We start from the raw sequence: 23,320 nt of genomic DNA, 5'->3' as shown, positions 1-23,320 counted from the left end.
GGCGCTCGCCGACAGGGCGTGAGGGGAGGATGTGACAAGAGTGTGTGAGAAGAGGGTGTGACGACAGGATGTGGCGGCTGCGTGTGAGAAGAGGGTGTGATGACAGAGCGTGTCGAGAGGATGTGACGACAGGGTGTGACGAGAGCAACGGAGCAGGAGACAGGGATGTCGATACGAGACTGGCCAGAGGGCGAGCGCCCTCGCGAGAAGCTGCTGACGCTGGGGCCCACCGCGCTATCCGACGCCGAGCTGCTGGCGATTGTGCTGCGGGTCGGGGTGGCAGGACGCTCCGCGGTGGACCTGGCACGGGACGTACTGGGTGCCTTCGGCGGACTGCGTGCCCTGCTCGAGGCGCATCAGCAGGAGGTCTGTGCCCAGCGTGGCCTGGGGCTTGCCACCTTCGTTCAGCTGCAGGCCGCCCAGGAGATGTCGCGCCGTCATCTGGCGAGCTATCTGGAGCGGGGTCAGGCGCTGAATTCTCCCGCGCGGGTCAGGACCTTTCTTTCCGCTCAGCTTCGTCATCTGGACCACGAGGCCTTCGCCGCACTGTTTCTCGACGCCCAGCATCGGGTGATCCGCTTCGAGGTGCTGTTTCGCGGCACCCTGGACAGCGCCTCGGTGTACCCACGTGAGGTGGCCAAACGTGCCCTGGCGCTGGGGGCGGGCGCCTTGATCCTGTGCCACAACCATCCCTCCGGGGTGGCCGAGCCCAGTGATGCCGACCGGCGTATCACCGATCGCCTGAAAGAGGCGCTGGGCCTGTTCGATATCCGTGTACTGGATCATTTTGTGGTGGGAGACGCAGAAGTGGTGTCATTTGCCGAGCGAGGTTGGGTATAATGCGCCGCGCGCAAAGAGAGCTGGCCCAGGCGGGGCGAGGATCGTCTCGATCCTATCGCGTCCTGGCCGGGCGACTCTCTACCCGAACACGTCACGTCATCGCCGTCGACGCAGCGGAGCCGTTTCGAGCACCTCGACACGGGCCGTGAGCGAGCGACCTGGCGAACGTTGGTGTATCCCTTGCCCATGGAGGCAGGGTCTGGTATAAAGTGCACCCTTTGAATTCCCTTGGGTCAAAAGCACGGGGCTCATGACAGGGCTCGAGGTTGCTGAGGGCATGATGAATGCGGACTTTCGCCGGCACCGCGCGGCCAGTCTGCGACACATCCCTTCGGTTCTCGCCCTTCCCGGTTTGCCCGACAGGTTTTGAACAACTCGCCACGCGGTTGGAGGCTCTCATGTCCAAAGTATGTCAGGTTACCGGCAAGCGCCCGGTGACTGGTAACAACGTTTCACACTCCCAGCGCAAGACCCGTCGTCGTTTCTTGCCGAACCTTCACAGCCATCGCTTCTGGGTCGAGTCCGAAAAGCGTTTCGTGACCCTGCGTGTTTCCTCCAAGGGCATGCGCATCATCGACAAGAAGGGCATCGAAGAGGTGCTCAGCGATATCCGTAAGCGCGGCGACGCCATCTAAGGATGACGTCCTCGGGAGCCCACTGGTTCGCCTGAGCGAACGGCCTCCGCCGACTTGAATGACTGGCCTGGTGTGCACGACGCGTACCAGGCGGCAAACTGGGAGAAGTCTCATGCGTGACAAGATTCGTCTGGTGTCCAGCGCCGGTACCGGCCACTTCTACACCACCGACAAGAACAAGCGTAACACTCCGGACAAGATGGAAATGAAGAAGTTCGATCCGGTGGTTCGCAAGCACGTGATGTACAAGGAAGCCAAGATCAAGTAAGGCTTGATCTCGCTTCCACCGCAGGCGAGTTGTCGCCTGTCACCGAGAACCCGGCCCCGAGGTCGGGTTCTTGCGTATGTCCCTGTCAGCGGCCCCGGGCGATGGCGTGATGTCGCTCGCTGCTCGCCGCTCTAACCTCAGGCCCCAGGTGTGCCATGCCCGAGCTTCCCGAAGTCGAGACCACCCGGCGCGGCATCGCCCCCCATGTACAAGGGCGCGAGATCCGTGAGGTGCTGGTGCGCCAGTCGCGCCTGCGGGTGCCGGTGCCTGAGGATCTCGCCGATCGTCTGATCGGCGCCCGCCTCGGCGAGATTCGCCGTCGCGCCAAGTACCTGCTGCTGCCGGTGCTGTCGGGCGAGGGCGGTGAAAGCGTCGAGAACGGCGAGACGGTCGCCAGCACCGAGGGTACCTGTACGGCCGCGTCCCGGTCGGACGACGGCGGCGGAGTGCGCGAAAAGGGCACCCTGCTGTGGCACCTGGGCATGTCCGGTAGCCTGCGTATTGCCCGCCTCGGTGAGCTGCCCAGGAAGCACGACCATGTGGACCTGGTGCTCGAGGACGGCGTCATCCTGCGCTATCACGACCCGCGTCGTTTCGGCTTCGTCGATTGGCTCCGGGACGACGAGGCCCACGATACCCGCTTGTCGCGGCTAGGCCCCGAGCCGTTGTCGCAGGCCTTCGACGGCGCCCGGCTGTACGCCCTGTCGCGGGGGCGCCAGGCGGCGGTGAAGCCGTTCTTGATGGACAATGCCGTGGTCGTCGGGGTGGGTAATATCTACGCCAGCGAAGCGCTGTTTCTGGCCGGTATCGATCCGCGCCGCGCGGCCGGTCGCATCGGACGCGAGCGCTACGATCGCCTGGCCGCCGCCGCCAAGGAGGTGCTGGCCGCGGCCATCACCCAGGGCGGCACCACCCTGCGCGACTTCGTCAGCGGCACCGGCGAACCCGGCTACTTCGCCCAGCGCCTCAACGTCTATGGGCGTGCCGGCGCACCCTGCCGCCGATGTGGCGGTGAGCTGAAGCACGTGACCCTGGGGCAGCGTGCCAGTGTCTTTTGCCCTCGTTGCCAACGTTAGTCCTGTCGATGCTTGAAGGGCTCGCCCAATTATTCATGTAGTTTCCGTAGAGAGAGTGATCACCGTGACTCGTCCGCTGCGCCTGAAAAAGAACGCCGATCGTCGCCTCAAGTCCGGCCACCTGTGGCTGTATTCCAACGAGATCGACATCGCCGAGACGCCGCTCAAGGGGCTCGAAGTCGGTGAGCAGGTCATCGTCGAGGCCGCCAATGGCAAGCCCATGGGTCTGGCCTACGTCAATCCCAACTCGCTGATCTGCGCCCGCATCGTCTCGCGTGACCCGAGCATGCGGCTGGATCGCTCGCTGCTGGTACATCGCCTGAATCAGGCCCTGGCGCTGCGCCAGAGCCTGTTCGACAAGCCCTTCTACCGCCTGGTCCATGGCGAGGCCGATCTGCTGCCGGGGCTAGTCATCGACCGCTACGCCGAGGTGCTGGTAGTCCAGCTCAACACCGCCGGCATGGAAGCGGTGAAGGACGAGCTGCTCGACGCACTCGACAAGGTGCTGTCCCCTGCCTGTGTGGTGCTGCGCAACGACACCAGTGGTCGTCGTCAGGAAGGCCTCAGCGAGGTGGTAGAGGTGGTCAAGGGCGAGCTGCCGGAGCAGGTGCTGCTGGAAGAGAACGGCGTGCAGTTCGCCGCCCCCGTGCTCGACGGCCAGAAGACCGGCTGGTTCTACGACCACCGCATCAATCGCGCCTGGCTCAATCAGCGGGTGGCCGGCAAGCGGGTGCTGGACCTGTTCAGCTACGTCGGTGGCTGGGGCGTGCAGGCGGCGGCCCATGGCGCCAGCGAAGTGCTGTGCGTGGATGCCAGCGAGTCGGCGCTGGATCGCGTCGCCGAGAACGCCGCGCTCAACGGCCAGCACGAGCGGGTCGCTGTGGGTCACGGCGACGCCTTCGAGGCGCTGGCGGCGCTCAAGGCCGACGGCGAGAAGTTCGACGTGATCGTGCTCGATCCGCCGGCCTTCATCAAGAGGCGCAAGGATATCGCCAACGGCGAGCGTGCCTACGCCCGACTCAATCGCGACGCCATGCGCCTGCTGGGCCGCGACGGCCTGCTGCTGTCCGCCTCCTGCTCCATGCACCTGGCACAGGATCGCCTGGTCGACGTGGTGCGCGGTGCGGTACGTCACCAGGATCGACAGGGACAGATCCTTTTCCAGGGCCACCAGGGACCTGATCACCCGGTGCACCCGGCGATTCCCGAAACCGCCTACCTCAAGGCGCTCGGTGTGCGCGTCTTTCGCGACTGAGCAAGGCGCGATTGAACAAGGCATGAGCTAGATAGGCGCGACGTGACTCGCCGTGGCTGAACACGCTGGGCCGAACTAGCTGGGCCGAACTAGCTGGGCCGAAAAAGGCGCAGGGGCTTGCCTCGGGCGATGGAAGTGTCACATCGTGCCTGGGCAAGCCCGCGCCAAGGAAGACACCATGACCGAGGTTCCCTGGACCCTGATCTTTGCCCACGGCAACGCCCTGCTGGTGGGCCACGTGCGCAACCTGCTCGACGCCGCCGGGATCCCCTGCGAACTGCGCAACATGACCCTCGGCGGTGGCGCCGGGGAGCTGCCGCCGCTGGAGTGCGAGCCCCAGGTGTGGGTCGCCGAGCACAACCGTGAGCGAGCCGAAGCGCTGGTGAAACAGGCGCTCGAGGAGCCAGCGCCGGACAGCGCCTGGCGCTGCCGGGCCTGCGGCGAGGAGCTCGAAGGGGCCTTCGATACCTGCTGGAACTGCGGTGGCCGCAAGGAGGACGATCATGACCGCTGAACAGGGTGCCTTCGACTGGGATCTGCCCCGGCCCTTCGTGATCGACATCCTGGTGGCGCCCGAGGCCATCGACCACTACGGCCACGTCAACAACGCCCAGTACCTGCGCTGGGTGGAACAGGCCAGCTGGGAGCACTCCGGCCAGCTGGGTCTGACCCTGGAACACTACCGGGCGCTGGATCGCGCCATGGCGGTGCACCGTCACGAACTCGACTATCTGGCGCCGGGTTTCGAGGGCGAACGCCTGGCCATGGCCACCTGGATCGTCGCCTGCGACTCGCGCCTGACCCTGACCCGCCGCTTTCAACTGATACGCCCGCAGGATGGTGTCACCCTGCTGCGTGCACGTACCCGCTACGCCTGCATCGCTCTCTCAAGCGGCCGTCCCCGCCGTCTTCCTCCCGAATTCGTCAGCGCCTACGGCGGCGCCCTGGTCGCGGAAAGCTGACGATAACGTCCTGACGACAGGGACCTGACCACACAGACCTGAGCGTACACAGCTGGCCTCCGCCCCTTCCGGCAATTTTCTGGCACCCTGGGTGTCGAGTTGGCGAATCTCAATACTGGCAGCTTTTTTGTCCTGACCCTGGGTGTGATAGGTCGCACTTTGTTCCTGAATGCGTCTAAAGACTCCCTGGGTTCATGGAAGAACTGCAGCACTTTGGACCACGAGGTAGAGGCGGGAGGGTCAGCCTGGTGGCCGTGGACGGCGACGTGGTCAACGACCGCCTCAGCGAGGTGGCCCTGGGAGTCAAGATTTGCGGGTGTGTTGTGCCACTTAACAGATATGTTATAACATAACATTTTGTGCGAGTGTGATGGTCTCAGACGCCTTGTGCAATCGGCGCGGCGGGAGGAGCGGTGAGATGCCAACGATGGATGACGCAGCGCATCTTCTCGAGATGCCGGACGACGACTACATGAACGGTGAGCAACTGGCGTTCTTTCGATGCCGATTGCTGCAGGAACGGGCGCTGGTCGAGGAGCGACTGCAGGAGGTTCGCCTGCGCATGTCGGCTCGAGAAAGGTCGAGCGACGATCTGGACCAGGCAGCCCAGGAGGAAGAGCTTCAGCTGCAGCTTCGCCAGGCCGACAGGGAAACCCGCTTGCTGGCCAATATTGCCAGCGCCTTGAAGCGCGTCGAGACGGGTGAGTACGGCTACTGCGAGGAGACCGGCGTTCCCATCGGACTTCCCCGGCTGTTGCACCGGCCCACGGCGCGCTTGTGCCTCGAAGCCAAGCAGCGCCAGGAACAGAGAGAACATCACTTCGCCAGGACGCGGAAGTAGCGGCGCCGGTAAGCATCCACCGCTTGTGACCGTGATGGCCGCCCCAAGGGCGATGCTGAGTCCGGACGAGTGCCTGCTCGGTGGGCTTGTCCACGGATGATCCAACCGGCTCAGCGAAGGCGGTGGCGTATGTCGCATCAAGATTCGCCCATGCCGACTACGCCGGGCGACGATTACTATCTGATTCGCAGGAATCACAACCAAGGAAGCATGAATGATTCGCAAGAATCCCTACGGTGATTTGCCGGTTGTCCACCCCGGCGCCTTTGTCGATCCCACGGCCATTCTCTGTGGGCGGGTGATCGTCGAGGAGAACGTCTTCATCGGCCCCTACGCGGTCATTCGTGCCGATGAGGTCGATGCCGATGGCAAGATGGAGCCGATGATCATCGGCGCCCACTCCAATATCCAGGACGGCGTCGTCATCCACTCCAAGTCCGGCGCGGCGGTGATCATTGGTGCACGCACGTCGATTGCGCATCGCGCCATCGTGCACGGTCCCTGCGTGGTCGGAGAGAGCGCCTTTATCGGTTTCAACAGCGTGCTGTTCAACTGCACTATCGGCAAGGGCGCGGTGGTGCGCCATAACGCCGTGGTAGATGGTTGCGACCTTCCCGACGACTTCTATGTGCCGTCCACCGAGCGCATTGGCCCCGGGACCGATCTGGACACCCTGTCCCGAGTAACGGTCCAGGATTCAGCGTTTTCCGAAGACGTGGCCCGCACCAACAATAGCCTGGTGGAAGGGTATAGGCAGATCCAGAACTCTTTCTAGCCCGGCGCCCTGGTTCGAGGATAGGCGGATGGCCTCCGGGCGGCGAGACGGGAGGTTTGGCAACCGCAAGCGCTTGTGCGCCTGATGCAAGGCGAAGGAGGGGGTTATCACCCTTTGTAGGCGACGGTTGTTCGCTGTCGCCAATCCGCTACGCGTTTTTTCACGCCTTGTCAGCTTGTGTTCATGTGGGCTTAATGCCGCGCTCACTCGCCTGACAGGATGCAACGAGCGGCCCACGGTAGCCTCGGGATGTGCCTTCATCCCAGAGGATTACCGCCATGACCTGTGCCGCTGCCGTGACTCCCTTCGCCGTCCCCGCCACCGCCAAGTGGGCCTTTACCACCCGCCGCGCCAGGCGCGATGACGTCCGTTCCCTGGTCAGTCTCGACCATCCAGTGCGCGCCGGTGACCTGATCCTGTGTGAAGTCCTCCAGGTCGGGCAGCACAAGCGGGTCCAATTGGCCTGCGGCCGTCCCAGCGAGAGCTATCCCGGTGATCTGCTGGTGCTGTGTGTGGGCGATCGCTACGCACCGGATCAATTCATGGGCCGCGCTGAGGTGGATGTGCGTATGGATCTGCTGGCCGGTGGCGGCATCGCCGGCAAGGTCGAGGCGGCACATGCCAGGATGGCTCGCCCCACTCAGTTGCGTCCGCTGGGTTTTCTCGCCGACCTTCATGGCGAGGTGATCAATATTGACCGCTATGCCATCGCAGATTCGCGTATCCCCGATGACATAGTGGTGCTTGGGGTGTTCGGCGCTTCGATGAATGCCGGCAAGACTACGGCGGCGGTGAGCCTGGCCCACGGCCTCCAACGTGCGGGCTTTGCGGTGGAGGGGGTCAAGGCCACCGGCACCGGCGCCTTTGGTGACTTCAACGCCTTCGCCGACGCCTCGGTGGCCGTCAGTGACTTTACCGATGCCGGCATGGCGTCGACCTTCCGCTGTCCGCTCGAGCGCATCGAACGTGGCTTCGAGGCGCTGGTCGGTGGCGCGGCGGCGCGCGGTGCCGAGGTGGTGGTGGTGGAAATCGCTGACGGGGTGTTCCAGGACGAGACCGCTGCCATCCTGGCGGATTCCACCATCATCGAGCGCCTGGACGGTATCTTGTTCGCGGCTCCGGATGCGCTGGGTGCGGTCGGGGGTGTGTCGGTGCTCAAACGTCATGGTCAAACGCCCTTTGCCCTGGCGGGGATGGTCAGTCTGTCGGCGCTCGGTAGCCGTGAAGCCAGCGGCGAAACCGGGCTGCCGGTGGTCAAGCGTGAGGCGCTGTGCGACCCCGAGGCCGTATCGAGGCTGGTGGCGCCAATCATCAGAAGGCGTCTCGGTCAGACCATGCTCAAGGACCTGACAGAGGATAACCGGCTTGCCACGGGTGCCGCCGCATGAGCGAGCTTCCCGAACTCTCGGGGCATGGCAGAGGCAGGCATATCGCGCTGGTGGTGGGCTTGGGGATCATCCAGGCTGGGCTGATGATGGCCACGGCCTTCGCCACCCGCGATGTCTTCGTCGCACTGCGTTCGACGTCCGGCTCGACCTCCTCCCAGCTGCCGCTGACCTCGCTGCTGATACTGGCAGCGGCAGCGCTGGTGATCGCTGCCTGCCAGGCACTGGCCAGGGTCCGGGGCGAGGCCATCGGCCAGAGCTACGCGGTGGAGCTTCGCAGCGTCGTCTTCCGCGCCATCGCTGCCCTCGGTGCCGAGCCTGCCGGTCGTCGCCTCGGAGGGCTGTCGCTGCGCTTTGTCGGTGACCTGACGGCGGCCCGGGGTTGGGTCGGCATGGGCATCACTCGGCTGGTGTCTGCGGCGGTGGTCTTTCCCATGGCGGCGCTGTGCCTGTGGCTGATCGATCCCGTCCTGGCGCTGGCCGGCATGCTACCCATCTTCGTCGCCGTGGCGCTGGCCGCCGGGCTGGGTCTGGCGCTGGGCCGCCTGCATCGGGATCTGCGAAGGCGGCGTGCCGGGGTGGCCATTGCCGCGATGGAGCGGATTCCCATCGCCCGCGAGCTGGCGTTGATGAATCGCCTGCCCCGTGAAATCGCCAGCCTGGAGCGCAAGGGACGTCGCAGTGCCGAGGACGCCGTGCGTCGCGTACGTCGGGTATCGCTGCTGCGTGCGCTGCCCAACGCTTCTCTGGGGCTTGGTGGAGCGGCGGTGCTGTGGGCTACGGCGCGCTTTGGTCTGGCGGCGGCGGACGCCGCCGCGGCACTGTCGGTGCTGGCGATCCTGGTGGTACCTGTGCGCGAATGTATCGGCGTATGGGATCGCTACAGCGCCTGGTGTGTCGCCCGCGACAAGTGTCGGGCACTGCTCGCGCGGACCGAGGCCTTGCCGCGAGTGCGTCGACGTGGACGGCCGGTGCCGCTGGATCTGGAGCACCTGCGGGTGGGTGGCTGCACCCTGCATCTGCGTATTCGCGCGGGCCAGCGGGTGTGTCTCGCCACCGATGATCCCGACCTGGCGTCGCGGGTGCTGGCGGTGCTGGCACGGCGGCGTGCACCCGAGGCGGGGCGACTGCGGTTTGACGGCTTGCCGACCGAGCCGGCCATCGCCTGTATCGGTGATCGCCCCGCCTTGCTCAGGGGCAGCCTGCGCCGCGCGCTGACCATGGGGGCCGCCGCGCGCCCCGACGATGACGACATCGGCCGGGTGGCGCGAGAGTGTGGTCTGGGCCCTGCGATCGCTCGCCTGGGAGGTCTGGATGGGCGGATCGAGGAAGCAGGGCACAACCTGACCCCTGGTGAGTCCCTGCGGTTAGCCCTGGTCCAGGCGCTGCTGTCGCGCCCTGATCTGGTGGTGGTCGACAGTTACCTGTGGCCGCTGCTAAAGGACGCCGTCGAGCTGTTCACGCTGCTTGACGCACGCTGCCCGGCGACCCTGGTGCACAATCTACCTGATTCGGTCACCGGCGGTGCCGGCATGTTGTTGCGCCTGTCGGAGAACATGGATCATCCGAAAACGCCTTCCGTCTGCGGGAACAGTAAACTGGGGTCATGAAAATCATCAGTGTGGTAACCGCCTATACCCTGGTCTTGCTGACGATGGCCTGCACCGGAGCGGTGTTGGCCTACTGGAGCGTCGAGCGCAGTACCTGGTTGAGCGATCGCATGAACCTGGCGCATCACTCCTACGAAGCACACCTGAATCTGTCGACCCACAGCTATCGGCTGTTCAAGCAGTACGCAGATGCCTTGCTGATCGGTGATCAGGACGGTGGTGAGGGGGAGCGCCGGTTACAGGAGCTGGTGCGCCAGGATATCAGCGAGATCCGCGATATCATCGGCGCCGAGATCGAGCTGGTAGGCGACGAGGAAGTCGAGGAGCTGGAACTGCTGGCCAGGCTCGAGGACCAGCTGGACGAGGTGATCCGCGGCTACGCTGAGCTGCTCGACTCGGAGCGGGAGCTCGATCCGGTCAGCCGCTGGTTGAGTTTCTATGCGCTGCTCGATGAAGCCATTGATGAACGCTTCCGCAAGCTGATGGACGTGGCCCTGGAGGGCGAGATCGAGGAGGTGCGCGAAGCCCGTGAGGAACTGGCCCGGGGCGCCCGCCAGACACGCTGGCTGGCGCTCGGTTTTGCGCTGCTGGCGGTGGTGCTGACGGTGGCGGTCATGGTGTTCTACCGTTGGCGGGTATCGCGGCGCTTTCAGAGGCTGATGGCGGGCGTCGAGCGTATGCACGGGGGTGCCTTCGGTCATGCCATCAAGGTCTCCGGCGGTGACGAATTAGGCCGCATCAGCCGTCTGCTCAATCAGATGGGTGCAGACGTGCACTCCCAGCGGCGCGCGCTCGAGCGCCAGAACAGCGCGCTGGAGGAGGCGGTGGCGGATCGCACCGGAGAACTCGAAAGGTTGCTGGAGGAAGCGCGTCGGGCCGAACGGCATCGGCGTCGACTGCTGGCCGATGTCAGCCACGAGCTGCGCACACCGTTGACCATCATCCAGGGCGAATGCGACGTGGTACTGCGCGCGCGCCAACCCGACGAGGACGACTACCGCGAGGCGTTGCGTCGTGCCCGTGAGGCGGCCGGCCATACTGCTGCTCTGATCGACGACCTGCTGACCATCGCACGCCAGGAGAGCGGCGAATTGCGCCTGCAACCGCAACCCACCGAACTGGTCGAGTTTCTCAAGGATGTCATCAGTCTGTCATCGGTGCTGGTGTCTCTTGAGACCGAGGTGACCGTTGCCCCCGTGGAGGTGGATCGCCTGCGGCTGCGCCAGTCGGTGCTGGCGCTTCTTCAGAATGCCCGGGTCCACGGGGGCCCCCGGGTGGTGGTGCGCCTGTGGCGTCATGGTGGTGGCTGGCGAATCGCGGTGGAGGACGATGGCAGGGGGGTATCGGCGGTCGACAAGGCGGTGGTGTTCGAACGCTTTTATCGCGGTGCCAATGCCTCCACCAACTACACTGAGGGCAGTGGTCTGGGACTGCCCATTGTGCGTGCCATCGCCCGTGCCCACGGAGGGGATGCCGGTCTGGAGGACCGACCGGGAGGCGGGCTGATCGTCTACATCGATGTGCCAGGTATGGCCGAGGAGTCCACGACGACGTGAACGTGCTGGTAGTGGAAGACGAAGATAGGGTCGCGGACTTTCTGTGTCGCGGGCTCAAGGGCGAGGGGTGGACCGCCACCCGTGCCGGTGATGGCGAAACCGTCTTGTCGCTGTTGAAGGAGGGCGGTTTTGATGTGGTGCTGCTCGACATCATGCTGCCGGGGCTGTCCGGGCATGAGGTGTGCACGCGAGTCAGGGCACGGGGCGACGAGGTCCCGATTCTGATGCTGACGGCCCTGGATGCCACCGATGAGAAGATCGTGGGGCTTCGCAAGGGAGCCGACGATTATCTGAGCAAGCCCTTTTCCTTCGACGAGCTGATCGCGCGCATGGAGGCGTTGCATCGACGCGCCCGGGCACGGGCAGGAGCGACACCGGGCGCTCAGGCGGAGGATCCGGTGCAGTTCGATCGCGAGGCGCTGTGCCTGAAGGTCGAGGGTGAGGTCGTCGAGTTATCGACCAAGGAGCGCGATCTGCTGGCGCTATTGCTCGGCAATGCCGGGCGGGTGATGAGCCGTGAACGTATCCTCAACGCGGTCTGGGGGCTCAACGAGGACCCCATGACCAATACCGTCGATGTCTACGTGGGGCGGGTTCGGCGCAAGCTCGGCGACCACGCCTCGCGCATCACTACGGTCCGCGGCGCCGGATACCGCTACGACGCTCAAGACGTGTGAGGCTCTTTGCCATCGGGTGCCTCCGGGGCAGAACTTCACGCCCTGGTGTGTCTTGCTGTTTTTAGGGGCCTGGGAAGAAAGTTCAAAGGTCTTTGAGGGTGAAGTTTTCTGATCTTTCCGTTTTTTCGTCGGGGGTTTATTGGCAAAAAATTCCTGTGCTTCACTGTGGGTGACGATAAAAAATCTGTTGTACGAATCGATGGGAGAGTCGCCATGCAGATCGCCGTCCCCAAGGAAATCAAGAACCATGAGTACCGCGTCGCCCTGACCCCTAGTGGTGCGCGGGAGCTGACCGAGCGTGGCCACGCGGTGGTCGTGCAGGCCGGTGCGGGTGAGGGCGCCGGTTTTGCCGACGAGGCCTATCAAGCTGCCGGTGCCACCATCGAGGCCGACGTGGACGCGCTGTTCGATGGCGCCGAGTTGATCCTCAAGGTCAAGGAGCCCCAGCCCGAAGAGGTGGCCCGGCTGCGCCCCCAGCACACCCTGTTCACCTACCTGCATCTGGCCGCCGAAGAAACCCTGACCAAGGGGCTTCTGGACAGCGGCGCGACCTGCATCGCCTACGAGACCATCACCGCGCCTCAGGGTGGACTACCCCTGTTGGCGCCGATGAGCACCGTGGCCGGACGCATGGCCGTGCAGGCCGGTGCCCACAGTCTCGAAAAGGCCCAGGGCGGTGCGGGTGTATTGCTGCCCGGGGTGCCTGGGGTGCCGCCTGCCAAGGTTACCGTGATCGGCGGTGGCGTGGTCGGCGAGAACGCCGCCCGCATGGCGCTGGGGCTGGGCGCCGATGTCAGCGTGCTGGACAAGTCGATCCCGCGCCTCGAGACCCTGGATGATCGCTACCAGGGGCGCATGAAGACGGTGTTTTCCTGCGCCGATGCACTGGAAGAAGCGGTGCGCGAATCGGACCTGATCATCGGGGCGGTGCTGGTCCCGGGGGCGGCGGCGCCCAAGCTGATCAACCGCGCCATGCTCTCGGAAATGAAGCCGGGAGCGGTGCTGGTGGACGTAGCCATCGATCAGGGCGGCTGCTTCGAGACCTCCAGGCCCACCACCCATGCCGAGCCGACCTACGTGGTGGACGGCGTCGTGCACTATTGTGTCGCCAACATGCCGGGTGCGGTGGCGCGCACCTCGACCCAGGCCCTGACCAACGCCACCCAGCCGTTCGTGGTGGCGCTGGCCGACAAGGGCTGGCGTCGGGCGCTCGGTGAGGATCGTCACTTCGCCGCCGGTCTCAATGTCCATGACGGCCAGCTCACCTACGCAGCCGTAGGGGAGGCCTTCTCGCTGCCGGTGACCAGCGTGGAGAGTGTGCTCGGCTGATGTGATTGGCCAAGGGTCGGCCGGGGCGGCGCTGTCGCCCCGGTCGCCATCCACAGGCCTTGGCGTTACCATAGCGGGCATTTGCCGATACTAGAGTGCCGTCCATGTCCGCAACGACCACCGCTTCCGACAAGACCCGGGTGCTGACCGGTATCACCACCACCGGTACCCCCCATCTGGGCAACTACGTCGGGGCCATCAAGCCGGCGATCGAGGCCAGCCTCGATCCCAACGTGCAGTCCTACTACTTCCTCGCCGATCTGCACGCGCTGATCAAGTGTCAGGACCCGCAGCGGGTCCAGCAGTCGCGCCTCGAGATCGCCGCGACCTGGATGGCGCTGGGGCTGGACACCGACAACGCCATCTTCTATCGCCAGTCCGATATCCCCGAGATTCCCGAGCTGACCTGGATGCTGTCCTGCGTCTGTGCCAAGGGCCTGATGAACCGCGCCCACGCCTACAAGGCGGCGGTGGCGGAGAACGACGAAGCCGGCAACCAGGATCCGGACAAGGGTGTCACCATGGGTCTGTTCGGCTATCCGGTGCTGATGGCCGCCGACATCCTGATGTTCCAGGCCAACAAGGTGCCGGTGGGACGCGACCAGATCCAGCATATCGAGATGGCCCGAGACATGGCCGGGCGCTTCAATCATCTCTACAAGGGTGACTTCTTCACCCTGCCCGAGGCGGTGGTGGACGAGCGGGTCCAGGTATTGGGTGGCCTCGACGGTCGCAAGATGTCCAAGAGCTACAACAACACCATCCCGCTGTTCGTGCCGGAAAAGAAGCTGCTCAAGCTGGTGCGCAAGATCAAGACCAACTCGCTGGAGCCCGGCGAGCCCAAGGATCCCGACACCTGCACCCTGTTCCAGATCTATTCGGCCTTCGCCAGCGCCGAGGAAACCCAGGCCATGCGTGATGACTACGCCGCGGGCATCGGCTGGGGGGACGCCAAGAACCGGGTCTTCGAACACCTCAACGAACAGCTGCGCGCCCCGCGTGAGCGTTACCAGGCGCTGATGGAAGATCCGGGCCATATCGAGACGGTGCTGCTTCAAGGGGCCGAGCGTGCTCGTGCCGAGGCTGCTCCGCTGATGGATCGACTGCGTGTCGCCGCGGGGCTTGGTCGCTTCGTTTGAGCCGTTTCCTACGCGTCTCATCGTCGAGTCGCTCTTGTCTGAGCTAAAGTGCGCATGGGCCCTGCGTTGAGGGCCCGCTTTTGCGGGGCTTTCTCGACGGCGTGCTAGAGTGGGCACAAAGGAAGAATGGTATAACGCCTTGTCAGGCAGGCGCCGCCTGAGCCCGGTGCATCGCGCACGGGCGATGTCGTCAGTGTTTCCCCAAGGGTACCGAGAAGAGTGCCCGGACTCGCCAGAGTCCCTTGACCGAGTCACCAAACGAGACGAGAGATGAGCACAGAACCCAAGCGTCCCCTCTATATTCCCTACGCTGGACCCTCTCTGCTGGAGATGCCGCTGCTCAACAAGGGCAGCGCCTTCACCCAGAAGGAGCGCCTGCAGTTCAACCTGATCGGCCTCTTGCCGCAGAACGTCGAGACCATCGACGAACAGGTCGAGCGTGCCTACCACCAGTACCAGCAGTGCCAGAATGACCTGGACCGCCATATCTACCTGCGGGCGATCCAGGACGACAACGAGACGCTGTTCTTCCGCCTCGTCTCCGAGCATCTCGAGGAGATGCTGCCGATCATCTACACCCCCACGGTCGGCAAGGCCTGTGAGGAGTTCTCCAATATCTATCGCAACCACCGGGGGCTGTTCATCTCCTACCCCGACCGCGAGTACATGGACGACATCCTGCGCAGCGCCACCAAGGACAACGTCAAGGTGATCGTGGTCACCGACGGCGAGCGCATCCTCGGCCTCGGTGACCAGGGCATCGGCGGCATGGGCATCCCCATCGGCAAGCTGTCGCTGTACACCGCCTGTGGCGGCATCAGCCCGGCCAATACTCTGCCGATCATGCTCGACGTCGGTACCAACAACCAACAGTTGCTGGACGACCCGCGCTACATGGGCTGGCGCCACCCGCGTATCAGCCAGGAAGAATACGACGAGTTCATCGATGCCTTCATGCAGGCGGTGAAGCGGCGCTGGCCCAAGGTACTGCTGCAGTTCGAGGACTTTGCCCAGGCCAACGCCATGCCGCTGCTGGAGCGCTATCGCGACGAGCTATGCTGCTTCAATGATGACGTTCAGGGCACCGCTGCGGTCTGCGTCGGCACCCTGATGGCGGCCTGCCAGGCACGTGGCGAGGGCATGGCCCGTCAGCGGGTGGTGTTCGTGGGCGCCGGCTCCGCCGGCTGCGGCATCGCCGAGATGGTGGTGGTGGCGATGATGGCCGAAGGCCTGACCGAGTCCCAGGCCCGCGAGCGGGTCTACATGGTCGATCGCGAGGGCCTGGTGACGGACGACCAGACCTGGCTGCGTGACTTCCAGCGCCGCCTTGCCCACCCGGCCGGTATGGTCGAGGGCTGGGAGGGGCAGGAGCTGCTCGAAGTGGTCAAGCAGGTTCAGCCGACGGTGCTGCTCGGCGTCTGTGGCCAGAAGGGTATCTTCACCGAGGCGGTGGTCAAGGCGATGCACGCCAACTGCAAGATGCCGCTGATCATGCCGCTGTCCAACCCCACTTCGCGGGCCGAGGCGATCCCCTCCGACGTGCTCGAGTGGACCAACGGCGACGCCCTGGTGGCCACCGGCAGTCCCTTCGCGCCGGTCGAGATCAACGGTCGTCGCATTCCCATCGCCCAGTGCAACAACGCCTACATCTTCCCGGGGATCGGCCTCGGGGTGGTGGCAAGCGGTGCACGCCGCGTCACCGATGCGATGCTGATGGCGGCCTCGCGGGCTCTGGCCCGGGAGGCACCGATCGTCAAGGAGGGCGAGGGTGCCATGCTGCCGGCGCTGTCGCGCATCCGCGATATCTCCAAGTCGATCGCCTTCGACGTGGCGGCCCAGGCCCAGCACGAGGGCGTGGCGCTCAAGAGCGACGGTACCAAGCTGCGCCGCGACATCGAAAAGAGCTGCTGGATGCCCAACTATCGCGACTATCGTCGCCGCGCCTTCTAGGCATCTGCGCGCTCAAGCGATCACTGAACCCCGCCACAAGGCGGGGTTTTTATTTGCTGGCGTGAGGCGCAGTCGGGTAGCAACACAGGCGGGTAGCAATAGATGCGGTCGCTCAAGCGCTGCGCTGAAGGGTCTGTAGATGGAGTAGAAAACAAGATTCGCACAAAAAAAGACCTCGCCGGTGGGCGAGGTCTCGGTGTGACGGCCAGTGCGATGCGCCGGCCGTCTGTGTGGCGGGCCTGGGCCCGCCGGGTGATCAGGCGGCGCCGATCATCTTGCGCAGCACATAGTGCAGGATGCCGCCGTGGCGGTAGTACTCGAGCTCGTTGGCGGTGTCGATGCGACACAGGGCGTCGAGGGTCTTCTCACCCTTGTCGCCCTTGATGGTCACCTTGACCTTGCCGCCCGGCTCGAGGCTGTCGAGGCCCTCGATGGAGACCGTCTCGTCGCCGGTCATGCCGAGTGACTTGCGATCCTCTCCTTCGGGGAACTGCAGCGGTACCACGCCCATGCCGATCAGGTTGGAGCGGTGGATGCGCTCGTAGGACTCTGCCAGCACGGCGCGCACGCCGAGCAGCAGGGTGCCCTTGGCTGCCCAGTCGCGGGAGGAGCCGGTGCCGTACTCCTTGCCGGCCACCACCACCAGGGGGGTGCCTTCCTCCTGGTACTTCATGGCGGCGTCGTAGATCGCCATCTGTTCGCCGCTGGGCACGTGGCGAGTCTCGCCACCGACCACGCCATCGAGCATCTCGTTCTGGATGCGCACGTTGGCGAAGGTGCCGCGCATCATCACCTCGTGGTTGCCGCGCCGCGAGCCGTAGGAGTTGAAGTCCACCGGCTTGACGCCGTTCTCCTGCAGGTAGCGGCCCGCCGGGCTGTCGGGCTTGATCGCGCCGGCCGGCGAGATGTGGTCGGTGGTCACGCTGTCGCCGAGCATGGCCAGTACATGGGCGTCCTTGACGTCCTCGACCTTGGACGGCTCCTTGCCCATGCCCTCGAAGAAGGGCGGGTGCTGGATGTAGGTCGAGTTGTCGTCCCACTCGTAGACCTCGCTTTCCGGCACCTTGATGGCCTTCCACACCTCGTCGCCGTCGAACACCGCGGCGTATTCTTTGCGGAACATCTCGGTGTTGACCTTCTCCACCGCCTCGGCGACCTCGGCCTGGGTGGGCCAGATGTCCTTGAGGTAGACCGGCTCGCCGTCGCTACCTTCACCGATGGGGTCATTGTCCAGGTCGCAGCGCACATTGCCGGCCAGGGCGAAGGCCACCACCAGGGGCGGTGAGGCCAACCAGTTGGTCTTCACCAGCGGGTGCACCCGGCCTTCGAAGTTGCGGTTGCCGGACAGTACCGAGGCCACCGTCAGGTCGCCGGTCTTGACCGCATCCTCGATCGGCTCGGGCAGCGGGCCCGAGTTGCCGATGCAGGTGGTGCAGCCATAGCCCACCAGATTGAAGCCCAGGGCGTTGAGGTCGTCCTGCAGGCCGGCGGCGGCCAGGTATTCGGTGACCACCTTGGAGCCGGGAGCCAGCGAGGTCTTGACCCAGGGCTTGGTCGCCAGGCCCTTCTCCTTGGCCTTGCGGGCCAAGAGGCCTGCAGCCATCATCACGCTGGGGTTCGAGGTGTTGGTGCACGAGGTGATGGCAGCGATGACCACCGCGCCGGGGTCCAGGCTGAAGTCCTCGCCCTTGTAGTTGACGTCCTGGCTGTCGGCGTGACGATAGCTGCGCTCGACGCCGACCGCGGTCTGGCCGCCCTCGGAGCCCATCTTGTCGTCGCGGCTGTCCTTGGCCGACTTGCCCTCGTCCTCCATCAGTTTTTCGAAGGTGGTGGCGAGCTGGCTCAGGGCGACACGGTCCTGGGGCCGCTTGGGACCGGCGAGGCTGGCCTCGACGTCACCCATGTCGAGTCCCAGGGTGTCGCTGAAGATCGGCTCGTGGCCGGGTTCGCGCCACAGGCCCTGCTCCTTGGAGTAGGCCTCGACCAGGGCGATCTGGTCGTCGTCGCGGCCGGACAGCCGCATGTAGTTCAAGGTCTCGTCGTCCACCGGGAAGAAGCCGCAGGTGGCGCCGTACTCCGGGGCCATGTTGGCGATGGTGGCGCGGTCGGCCAGGGGCAGGTCCTTGAGGCCGTCGCCGTAGAACTCGACGAACTTCCCGACCACGCCTTTCTTGCGCAGCATCTCGGTGACGGTGAGTACCAGGTCGGTGGCGGTGATGCCTTCTCTGAGCTTGCCGGTCAGCTTGAAGCCGATGACCTCGGGGATCAGCATCGACACCGGCTGGCCGAGCATGGCGGCCTCGGCCTCGATGCCGCCGACACCCCAGCCGAGTACGCCGAGGCCGTTGATCATGGTGGTGTGGGAGTCGGTGCCGACCAGGGTATCCGGGTAGGCCAGGGTCTTGCCGTCCTCTTCCCGGGTCCACACCGTCTTGCCCAGGTACTCCAGGTTGACCTGGTGGCAGATGCCGGTGCCCGGCGGCACCACGCGGAAGTTGTCGAAGGCCTGCTGGCCCCAGCGCAGGAACTCGTAGCGCTCGCGGTTGCGCTCCATCTCCAGCGCCACGTTGTCCTTGAAGGCGGACGGGTCGCCGTACTTGTCGACCATCACCGAGTGGTCGATGACCAGATCGACCGGCGACAGCGGGTTGATCTTCGACGGTTGCTCACCGAGTTTCTCCACCGCGGCACGCATCGAGGCCAGGTCGACCACCCCCGGCACGCCGGTGAAGTCCTGCATCAGCACGCGGGCGGGACGGTAGCCGATCTCGCGGTCCGAGCGGCCTTCCTTCTGCCAGTCCACCAGCGCCTGAAGGTCGTCTCTGGACACGCTCTCATCGTCGGCAAAGCGTAGCTGGTTTTCCAGCAGTACCTTGAGCGTCATCGGTAGACGCTGAATATCGCCAAGGTCCTCGGCAGCCTGGGCCAGGCTGTAGAAGTCGTACTGAGTCCCGCCTACATCTAGCGTGCGACGGGTATCCGGTAGGGAATCGCTACTCATGCTGTCCTCCTGAGGCATTGAATCGAACGGTCCAGGTTCGCTGGGATCGGCGCGGGGCCAATATCGATCCCTTGGTGGTACTAGTAGTGGTACTTGGTCATCATAGTTGTGTTCTTCAACCGTTGACGTGTAAACGGATGCCGGATCACGCCTTGAAAGGCTGTCGGGTCACCCCCATGGTGAAGGTTCACGTCGATCGCGACCAGAGGGGAGGTGCATCGTGCACGAACAGACGCTGCCGAGCTGGCGGCTTGATTGCCCCTACTGCGATGCCCATATCGAGCTGGTGGTGGACACCTCCCAGGGCAGCCACGAGACCTGGGAAGACTGCCCTCAGTGCTGTGCGCCGATCCACTACCGTATCGAGGTGGATGCGGTGACCGAGGATATCGTCTCGGTGGTCGCCGGCGACGATGACGAGGTCATGTGACAGGGCTCATGTGATGGAAGTGTCATACGCCGCTGTGGGCCGCGTAACGATCTCATTCGAGCCTGGCGGATGTCGATGACGGCGTCATTGCGACGTCATCGCCGTCGGGTGACAATAGCCGGCGACTATCGGGTCGATGGCCCAGGTCGATTGGCCCGGTGTGGTTCGCTGGCCTAGGGTGACATCCGGTATTTGCCCCTGATTCTTGAACCCTCACGTTTCACTACTCCAAGGAGACTTTCATGAGCGTACTGGTAGGACGTCAAGCTCCCGATTTCGAAGCCGCCGCCGTCACCGGCAACGGCGAAATCGTCGAGAACTTCAAGCTGTCCGACAGCAACGGCAAGCTGCGCGTGCTGTTCTTCTGGCCGCTGGACTTCACCTTCGTGTGCCCGTCCGAGATCATCGCCCATGACAACCGTCTGGCGCAGTTCAAGGATCTGGGTGTCGAGGTGATCGGTGTCTCCATCGATTCCCAGTTCACCCACTACGCCTGGCGCAAGACCAGCCCGGACGCCGGTGGTATCGGTGAGGTCGGCTTCCCGATCGTGGCCGACGTCAAGCACGAGATTACCCAGGCGTACGGCATCGAGCATCCGGAAGCCGGTGTCGCCCTGCGCGCCTCCTTCCTGATCGACGAGGATGGCGTGGTGCAGCATCAGGTGGTCAACAACCTGCCGCTGGGCCGCAACGTCGATGAGATGGTGCGTATGGTCAAGGCCCTGCAGCACCACCAGAAGCACGGCGAAGTCTGCCCGGCTGGCTGGGACGAAGGCCAGGAAGGCATGAAGGATACCGCTGAAGGTGTCGCCAAGTACCTGGGTACTCACTCCAGCGAGCTGTAAGACGCTGCCAGCGCTCACCGCCAGGTGAGCCGACTCGGGACAGCCCGAGCAGTGTCACGACGGGGCGGCCTGGCCGCCCCGTTGCGTATATTCTCGGTATGCTGGTGTGCTGGCCAGTCGCGACAGACCCTTGCGCGGCAGACCGCACCCTGCCGACCCGAGTTCCGGGTGGATTGGCTCATGACGACGCTGCGTCGCCGTCATCATCGAATCCATTTTCCTTTAGCGTCGCGGCCCCCCAGGGGAGCCCCCGGCTTAGTCAAGTTAGTCTTGTGAGGTAGCCATGAGCGAAGTGCGCCACGAACGTCTGATCATCCTGGGCTCGGGGCCTGCCGGCTACAGTGCGGCGGTCTACGCTGCGCGGGCCAATCTCAAGCCGCTGTTGATCACCGGCATGCAGACAGGCGGTCAGTTGACCACCACCACCGACGTGGACAACTGGCCAGGCGACGACGCCGGTGTCCAGGGGCCGGAGCTGATGGAGCGCATGCGCCGTCACGCCGAGCGATTCGATACCGAGGTGCTGTTCGACCATATCCACGAGGTGGAACTGCGCGAACGTCCCTTCACCTTGAAGGGCGACAACGGCACCTACACCTGCGACGCCCTGATCATTGCTACCGGGGCCAGTGCGCGCTACCTGGGGCTGCCCTCGGAGCAGCAGTTCATGGGCCAGGGCGTGTCGGCCTGCGCCACCTGCGACGGCTTCTTCTATCGCAACCAGGAAGTGATCGTGGTGGGCGGCGGCAACACCGCCGTGGAAGAGGCGCTTTACCTGTCCAATATCGCCTCCAAGGTCACCCTGGTGCACCGCCGCGACAGCCTCAGGGCGGAGAAGATTCTGCAGGACAAGCTGTTCGAGAAGGCCGAGAACGGCAACGTCGAACTGATCTGGAACCACACTCTGGACGAGGTGCTGGGGGACAACACCGGGGTCACCGGTGCGCGGCTCAAGGCGGTCGAGGACGGTTCGACCCGCGAGATCACCGCACCCGGCGTGTTCATCGCCATCGGTCATAGCCCCAACACCGGCATCTTCGAGGGCCAGCTCGAGATGGCAGGCGGCTATATCAAGGTCAAGTCAGGCCTCGAGGGCAACGCCACCGCCACCAGCGTGCCCGGTGTGTTCGCCGCCGGCGACGTCATGGATCACGTCTATCGTCAGGCGATCACCTCAGCCGGCAGCGGCTGCATGGCGGCGCTGGACGTGGAGCGCTACCTGGACAGCCTCGACTAAGGCGCTAGTTAGACTCGATCATTGGGCAAGTACAAGAACACCGCCAGGCGATCGCCTGGCGGTGCTTTTTTGTCGATGGCTATCGATGGCTCTTAATAGTGTGGCGGCAACTCGTCCTCGGGGCCGGGGGCATCGCCCAGTCCGCGGTCGTTGCTGGCCGCCAGTTCGCGTAGCCTTTCCTGCATCAGGCGATTGATGCGTTCCAGCTCCATCATTCGGCGCTCCTGGCCGGCGATGGTGGCGTCCAGGCTGTCCAGCCAGTGTTCCTGGTAGGCCAGACGGCTCTCCAGTTCTTCGACACGCTTTGCTAGATCGGCGGACGACTTGTCAATACCCGTGATAGACTCATGTTGCGGTGTGTCACTGTTCATCGTGTCAACTGCCTGCCTTGGGCTTTTTTCGAGAAGTCGTGGCGGAAGGATCTCGTCTGTGTATCGTGCATGGCCGCGGATCCCATGGTCATTCCACCTGTTTTCACCATAAGAAGAGAGTTTTTCACGTCCATGAAAAAAAGGGTATTCGTTCGTTGTTGTGTGATCAGTCTGCTGTTGGCCGCGCCTGCACCGCTGCTGATTGCTCTTGCCGTCAGCCTGGTGACCGGGCTGTCCGTCGAGGAGTTGCACGGCGCCATCGCCGAGGAGGCACTGCTGCATGGCTACCTTGCCGCTGCCGGAGCGGTCTTTGGCGTGTTGCTGGTCGCCACCCTGGCCCTCAATGCCCTGACGCCAAGGTTGGTCAACCTGGCCGAGGTCGAGGATGACGATCGCGAGATCGGCGAGGTCAAGTGGTTCAATGTCAACAAGGGCTACGGCTTCATCACCCGTGACGGGGGCGAGGACGTCTTTGTTCACTTCCGTGCCATCCGCGGCCGGGGCCATCGCACCCTGGCCGAAGGCCAGAGAGTACGCTACTACGTGATCGAGAACGAGCGCGGCCTGCAGGCCGACGACGTCACCGTCATCACCTGAGCGCGATGCTCTCGCCATTGCCACGACGCCCCGCCTAGTGCGGGGCGTCGTCGTTTGTGGCGCCGCGCGTCTGTCTCTGCGTCCGGCTCAGGGCCCGTTTCGTGCCCGGCTCAGGGCCCGTTTCAGGGCCCAGCTGGGAGCGCCTCGTCAGTGTCCCGAGTCGGGCCAGTCGATGGCCGATTCGCTGCCGTCGGGTAACACCTGCAGGAAGCGGTCGGGGTCGTCGCCGGGCTGCCAGCCGCCCAGCGAGCAGCGCACCTCGCAGTCCAGCGCCAGGGCGGCGGCCCTGGCGAAGTCGGCGTCGGTGGGCCAGGGCGACTGGCCGCTGTCGAGCCAAAGGCTGGCGAAGCCATCGGCGGCCTTGCCGACCAGCAACACGGGAATGTCGGCACCATCGAGGTGACCTTCGGTGCGCCACTTGAGCTTGCCGCAGGGGGTCAGCGGCGGGGCATTCAGGGTGGCGCAGAGCCACTCGCCGATGCGCTCGGCGCTGGCCTCGCCAAGATAGATCTCGATATCCGGGTAGCGCTCGGTCATCACT

General features: G+C 64.6%; 23 protein-coding genes. 20 read left to right on the top strand and 3 right to left on the bottom strand.

Annotated elements, in window-relative coordinates; translation table 11 throughout:
- Positions 1 to 165 precede the first annotated feature (165 nt).
- The 16 genes from radC (at position 166) to NFH98_RS17005 (ending at position 16,298) form a co-directional block, all read left to right on the top strand.
- Positions 166 to 840 (top strand): RadC family protein, encoded by a 675-nt coding sequence (gene radC / locus NFH98_RS17080; RefSeq protein ID WP_124803508.1) that lies wholly within the window; start codon positions 166 to 168, stop codon positions 838 to 840.
- 398 nt (positions 841 to 1,238) lie between these two features.
- Positions 1,239 to 1,475 carry a 50S ribosomal protein L28 gene (rpmB, locus tag NFH98_RS17075; protein WP_045991211.1) on the top strand — a complete coding sequence of 79 codons (237 nt, stop codon included), beginning with the start codon at positions 1,239 to 1,241 and terminating at the stop codon, positions 1,473 to 1,475.
- 112 nt (positions 1,476 to 1,587) lie between these two features.
- A complete protein-coding gene (gene rpmG, locus NFH98_RS17070) occupies positions 1,588 to 1,743 on the top strand; it encodes a 50S ribosomal protein L33 (RefSeq protein ID WP_016856547.1) in 156 nt (51 codons plus the stop codon).
- 155 nt (positions 1,744 to 1,898) lie between these two features.
- A complete protein-coding gene (gene mutM / locus NFH98_RS17065) occupies positions 1,899 to 2,819 on the top strand; it encodes a bifunctional DNA-formamidopyrimidine glycosylase/DNA-(apurinic or apyrimidinic site) lyase (protein ID WP_222516082.1) in 921 nt (306 codons plus the stop codon).
- Between the two features lie 64 nt (positions 2,820 to 2,883).
- Complete coding sequence (locus NFH98_RS17060) at positions 2,884 to 4,074, top strand: class I SAM-dependent rRNA methyltransferase (RefSeq protein WP_045991285.1); 1,191 nt, start codon at positions 2,884 to 2,886, stop codon at positions 4,072 to 4,074.
- A gap of 178 nt (positions 4,075 to 4,252) precedes the next feature.
- Complete coding sequence (locus NFH98_RS17055; protein WP_108132274.1) at positions 4,253 to 4,588, top strand: putative signal transducing protein; 336 nt, start codon at positions 4,253 to 4,255, stop codon at positions 4,586 to 4,588.
- Complete coding sequence (locus tag NFH98_RS17050) at positions 4,578 to 5,036, top strand: acyl-CoA thioesterase (protein WP_222516081.1); 459 nt, start codon at positions 4,578 to 4,580, stop codon at positions 5,034 to 5,036. The genes NFH98_RS17055 and NFH98_RS17050 overlap by 11 nt, the downstream gene beginning before the upstream one ends.
- A gap of 418 nt (positions 5,037 to 5,454) precedes the next feature.
- Entirely contained in the window at positions 5,455 to 5,877 is a 423-nt protein-coding gene (locus tag NFH98_RS17045; protein WP_124803502.1) for a TraR/DksA C4-type zinc finger protein, read from the top strand.
- A gap of 214 nt (positions 5,878 to 6,091) precedes the next feature.
- Positions 6,092 to 6,652: a gamma carbonic anhydrase family protein gene (locus NFH98_RS17040; protein WP_349622976.1), complete on the top strand. Its 561-nt coding sequence runs from the start codon at positions 6,092 to 6,094 to the stop codon at positions 6,650 to 6,652.
- A gap of 278 nt (positions 6,653 to 6,930) precedes the next feature.
- Complete coding sequence (locus tag NFH98_RS17035; RefSeq protein ID WP_222516079.1) at positions 6,931 to 8,040, top strand: P-loop NTPase family protein; 1,110 nt, start codon at positions 6,931 to 6,933, stop codon at positions 8,038 to 8,040.
- Complete coding sequence (locus tag NFH98_RS17030) at positions 8,037 to 9,647, top strand: ABC transporter ATP-binding protein (protein ID WP_222516078.1); 1,611 nt, start codon at positions 8,037 to 8,039, stop codon at positions 9,645 to 9,647. The genes NFH98_RS17035 and NFH98_RS17030 overlap by 4 nt, the downstream gene beginning before the upstream one ends.
- Entirely contained in the window at positions 9,644 to 11,203 is a 1,560-nt protein-coding gene (locus NFH98_RS17025; protein WP_222516077.1) for a sensor histidine kinase, read from the top strand. Before NFH98_RS17030 ends, NFH98_RS17025 begins: the two co-directional genes overlap by 4 nt.
- On the top strand, positions 11,200 to 11,880 hold the full coding sequence (locus NFH98_RS17020) for a response regulator transcription factor (protein WP_349622975.1): 681 nt from the start codon (positions 11,200 to 11,202) through the stop codon (positions 11,878 to 11,880). The genes NFH98_RS17025 and NFH98_RS17020 overlap by 4 nt, the downstream gene beginning before the upstream one ends.
- 213 nt (positions 11,881 to 12,093) lie before the next feature.
- A complete protein-coding gene (gene ald, locus NFH98_RS17015; RefSeq protein ID WP_222516075.1) occupies positions 12,094 to 13,209 on the top strand; it encodes an alanine dehydrogenase in 1,116 nt (371 codons plus the stop codon).
- Between the two features lie 104 nt (positions 13,210 to 13,313).
- Positions 13,314 to 14,348 (top strand): tryptophan--tRNA ligase, encoded by a 1,035-nt coding sequence (gene trpS / locus NFH98_RS17010; protein WP_045991200.1) that lies wholly within the window; start codon positions 13,314 to 13,316, stop codon positions 14,346 to 14,348.
- A gap of 270 nt (positions 14,349 to 14,618) precedes the next feature.
- Positions 14,619 to 16,298: an NAD-dependent malic enzyme gene (locus NFH98_RS17005; protein ID WP_045991199.1), complete on the top strand. Its 1,680-nt coding sequence runs from the start codon at positions 14,619 to 14,621 to the stop codon at positions 16,296 to 16,298.
- Positions 16,299 to 16,554: 256 nt separating this feature from the next.
- Here NFH98_RS17005 and acnA read toward each other — a convergent pair whose 3' ends face one another.
- Positions 16,555 to 19,299, bottom strand: a complete 2,745-nt coding sequence (gene acnA / locus NFH98_RS17000; RefSeq protein WP_045991198.1) for an aconitate hydratase AcnA — start codon at positions 19,297 to 19,299, stop codon at positions 16,555 to 16,557.
- Positions 19,300 to 19,519: 220 nt separating this feature from the next.
- Between acnA and NFH98_RS16995 the strand changes: the two genes are divergently transcribed.
- From NFH98_RS16995 to trxB, 3 genes are all read left to right on the top strand, one after another.
- Positions 19,520 to 19,729 (top strand): zinc ribbon domain-containing protein, encoded by a 210-nt coding sequence (locus NFH98_RS16995; RefSeq protein WP_108449737.1) that lies wholly within the window; start codon positions 19,520 to 19,522, stop codon positions 19,727 to 19,729.
- 242 nt (positions 19,730 to 19,971) lie between these two features.
- On the top strand, positions 19,972 to 20,574 hold the full coding sequence (locus tag NFH98_RS16990) for a peroxiredoxin (protein WP_045991196.1): 603 nt from the start codon (positions 19,972 to 19,974) through the stop codon (positions 20,572 to 20,574).
- Positions 20,575 to 20,857: 283 nt separating this feature from the next.
- Positions 20,858 to 21,811 (top strand): thioredoxin-disulfide reductase, encoded by a 954-nt coding sequence (gene trxB / locus NFH98_RS16985; RefSeq protein ID WP_045991195.1) that lies wholly within the window; start codon positions 20,858 to 20,860, stop codon positions 21,809 to 21,811.
- Positions 21,812 to 21,903: 92 nt separating this feature from the next.
- On the opposite strand, the gene NFH98_RS16980 is transcribed toward trxB, so the two are convergent.
- Entirely contained in the window at positions 21,904 to 22,182 is a 279-nt protein-coding gene (locus NFH98_RS16980) for a SlyX family protein (RefSeq protein ID WP_181248591.1), read from the bottom strand.
- Positions 22,183 to 22,314: 132 nt separating this feature from the next.
- Here NFH98_RS16980 and NFH98_RS16975 point away from each other — a divergent pair, with 132 nt between their 5' ends.
- Entirely contained in the window at positions 22,315 to 22,779 is a 465-nt protein-coding gene (locus tag NFH98_RS16975; RefSeq protein WP_045991194.1) for a cold-shock protein, read from the top strand.
- A 147-nt stretch (positions 22,780 to 22,926) separates the two neighbouring features.
- Here the strand turns inward: NFH98_RS16975 and NFH98_RS16970 are convergent, their stop codons facing one another.
- The gene (locus tag NFH98_RS16970; RefSeq protein ID WP_349622973.1) at positions 22,927 to 23,316 is read right to left on the bottom strand and encodes a hypothetical protein; all 390 of its coding nucleotides are present in this window, start codon (positions 23,314 to 23,316) and stop codon (positions 22,927 to 22,929) included.
- Between the last annotated feature and the right edge of the window lie 4 nt (positions 23,317 to 23,320).

Source organism: Halomonas sp. H33-56 (assembly GCF_040147035.1).
Classification (GTDB): domain Bacteria; phylum Pseudomonadota; class Gammaproteobacteria; order Pseudomonadales; family Halomonadaceae; genus Halomonas; species Halomonas litopenaei.
This window is presented reverse-complemented; position numbering and strand designations above follow the sequence as displayed.

Excerpts from the sequence above, each read along its gene's own strand:
- NFH98_RS17035 (WP_222516079.1), top strand. The coding sequence starts at position 6,931 with ATGACCTGTGCCGCTGCCGTGACTCCCTTCGCCGTCCCCGCCACCGCC.
- NFH98_RS17025 (WP_222516077.1), top strand. The coding sequence starts at position 9,644 with ATGAAAATCATCAGTGTGGTAACCGCCTATACCCTGGTCTTGCTGACG.
- acnA (WP_045991198.1), bottom strand. The coding sequence starts at position 19,299 with ATGAGTAGCGATTCCCTACCGGATACCCGTCGCACGCTAGATGTAGGC.
- NFH98_RS16990 (WP_045991196.1), top strand. The coding sequence starts at position 19,972 with ATGAGCGTACTGGTAGGACGTCAAGCTCCCGATTTCGAAGCCGCCGCC.
- mutM (WP_222516082.1), top strand. The coding sequence starts at position 1,899 with ATGCCCGAGCTTCCCGAAGTCGAGACCACCCGGCGCGGCATCGCCCCC.
- NFH98_RS16980 (WP_181248591.1), bottom strand. The coding sequence starts at position 22,182 with ATGAACAGTGACACACCGCAACATGAGTCTATCACGGGTATTGACAAG.
- NFH98_RS17040 (WP_349622976.1), top strand. The coding sequence starts at position 6,092 with ATGATTCGCAAGAATCCCTACGGTGATTTGCCGGTTGTCCACCCCGGC.
- rpmB (WP_045991211.1), top strand. The coding sequence starts at position 1,239 with ATGTCCAAAGTATGTCAGGTTACCGGCAAGCGCCCGGTGACTGGTAAC.
- NFH98_RS16975 (WP_045991194.1), top strand. The coding sequence starts at position 22,315 with ATGAAAAAAAGGGTATTCGTTCGTTGTTGTGTGATCAGTCTGCTGTTG.
- trpS (WP_045991200.1), top strand. The coding sequence starts at position 13,314 with ATGTCCGCAACGACCACCGCTTCCGACAAGACCCGGGTGCTGACCGGT.
- NFH98_RS17005 (WP_045991199.1), top strand. The coding sequence starts at position 14,619 with ATGAGCACAGAACCCAAGCGTCCCCTCTATATTCCCTACGCTGGACCC.
- NFH98_RS17045 (WP_124803502.1), top strand. The coding sequence starts at position 5,455 with ATGCCAACGATGGATGACGCAGCGCATCTTCTCGAGATGCCGGACGAC.
- trxB (WP_045991195.1), top strand. The coding sequence starts at position 20,858 with ATGAGCGAAGTGCGCCACGAACGTCTGATCATCCTGGGCTCGGGGCCT.
- NFH98_RS17050 (WP_222516081.1), top strand. The coding sequence starts at position 4,578 with ATGACCGCTGAACAGGGTGCCTTCGACTGGGATCTGCCCCGGCCCTTC.
- NFH98_RS17030 (WP_222516078.1), top strand. The coding sequence starts at position 8,037 with ATGAGCGAGCTTCCCGAACTCTCGGGGCATGGCAGAGGCAGGCATATC.
- ald (WP_222516075.1), top strand. The coding sequence starts at position 12,094 with ATGCAGATCGCCGTCCCCAAGGAAATCAAGAACCATGAGTACCGCGTC.
- NFH98_RS17055 (WP_108132274.1), top strand. The coding sequence starts at position 4,253 with ATGACCGAGGTTCCCTGGACCCTGATCTTTGCCCACGGCAACGCCCTG.
- NFH98_RS16970 (WP_349622973.1), bottom strand. The coding sequence starts at position 23,316 with ATGACCGAGCGCTACCCGGATATCGAGATCTATCTTGGCGAGGCCAGC.
- radC (WP_124803508.1), top strand. The coding sequence starts at position 166 with ATGTCGATACGAGACTGGCCAGAGGGCGAGCGCCCTCGCGAGAAGCTG.
- rpmG (WP_016856547.1), top strand. The coding sequence starts at position 1,588 with ATGCGTGACAAGATTCGTCTGGTGTCCAGCGCCGGTACCGGCCACTTC.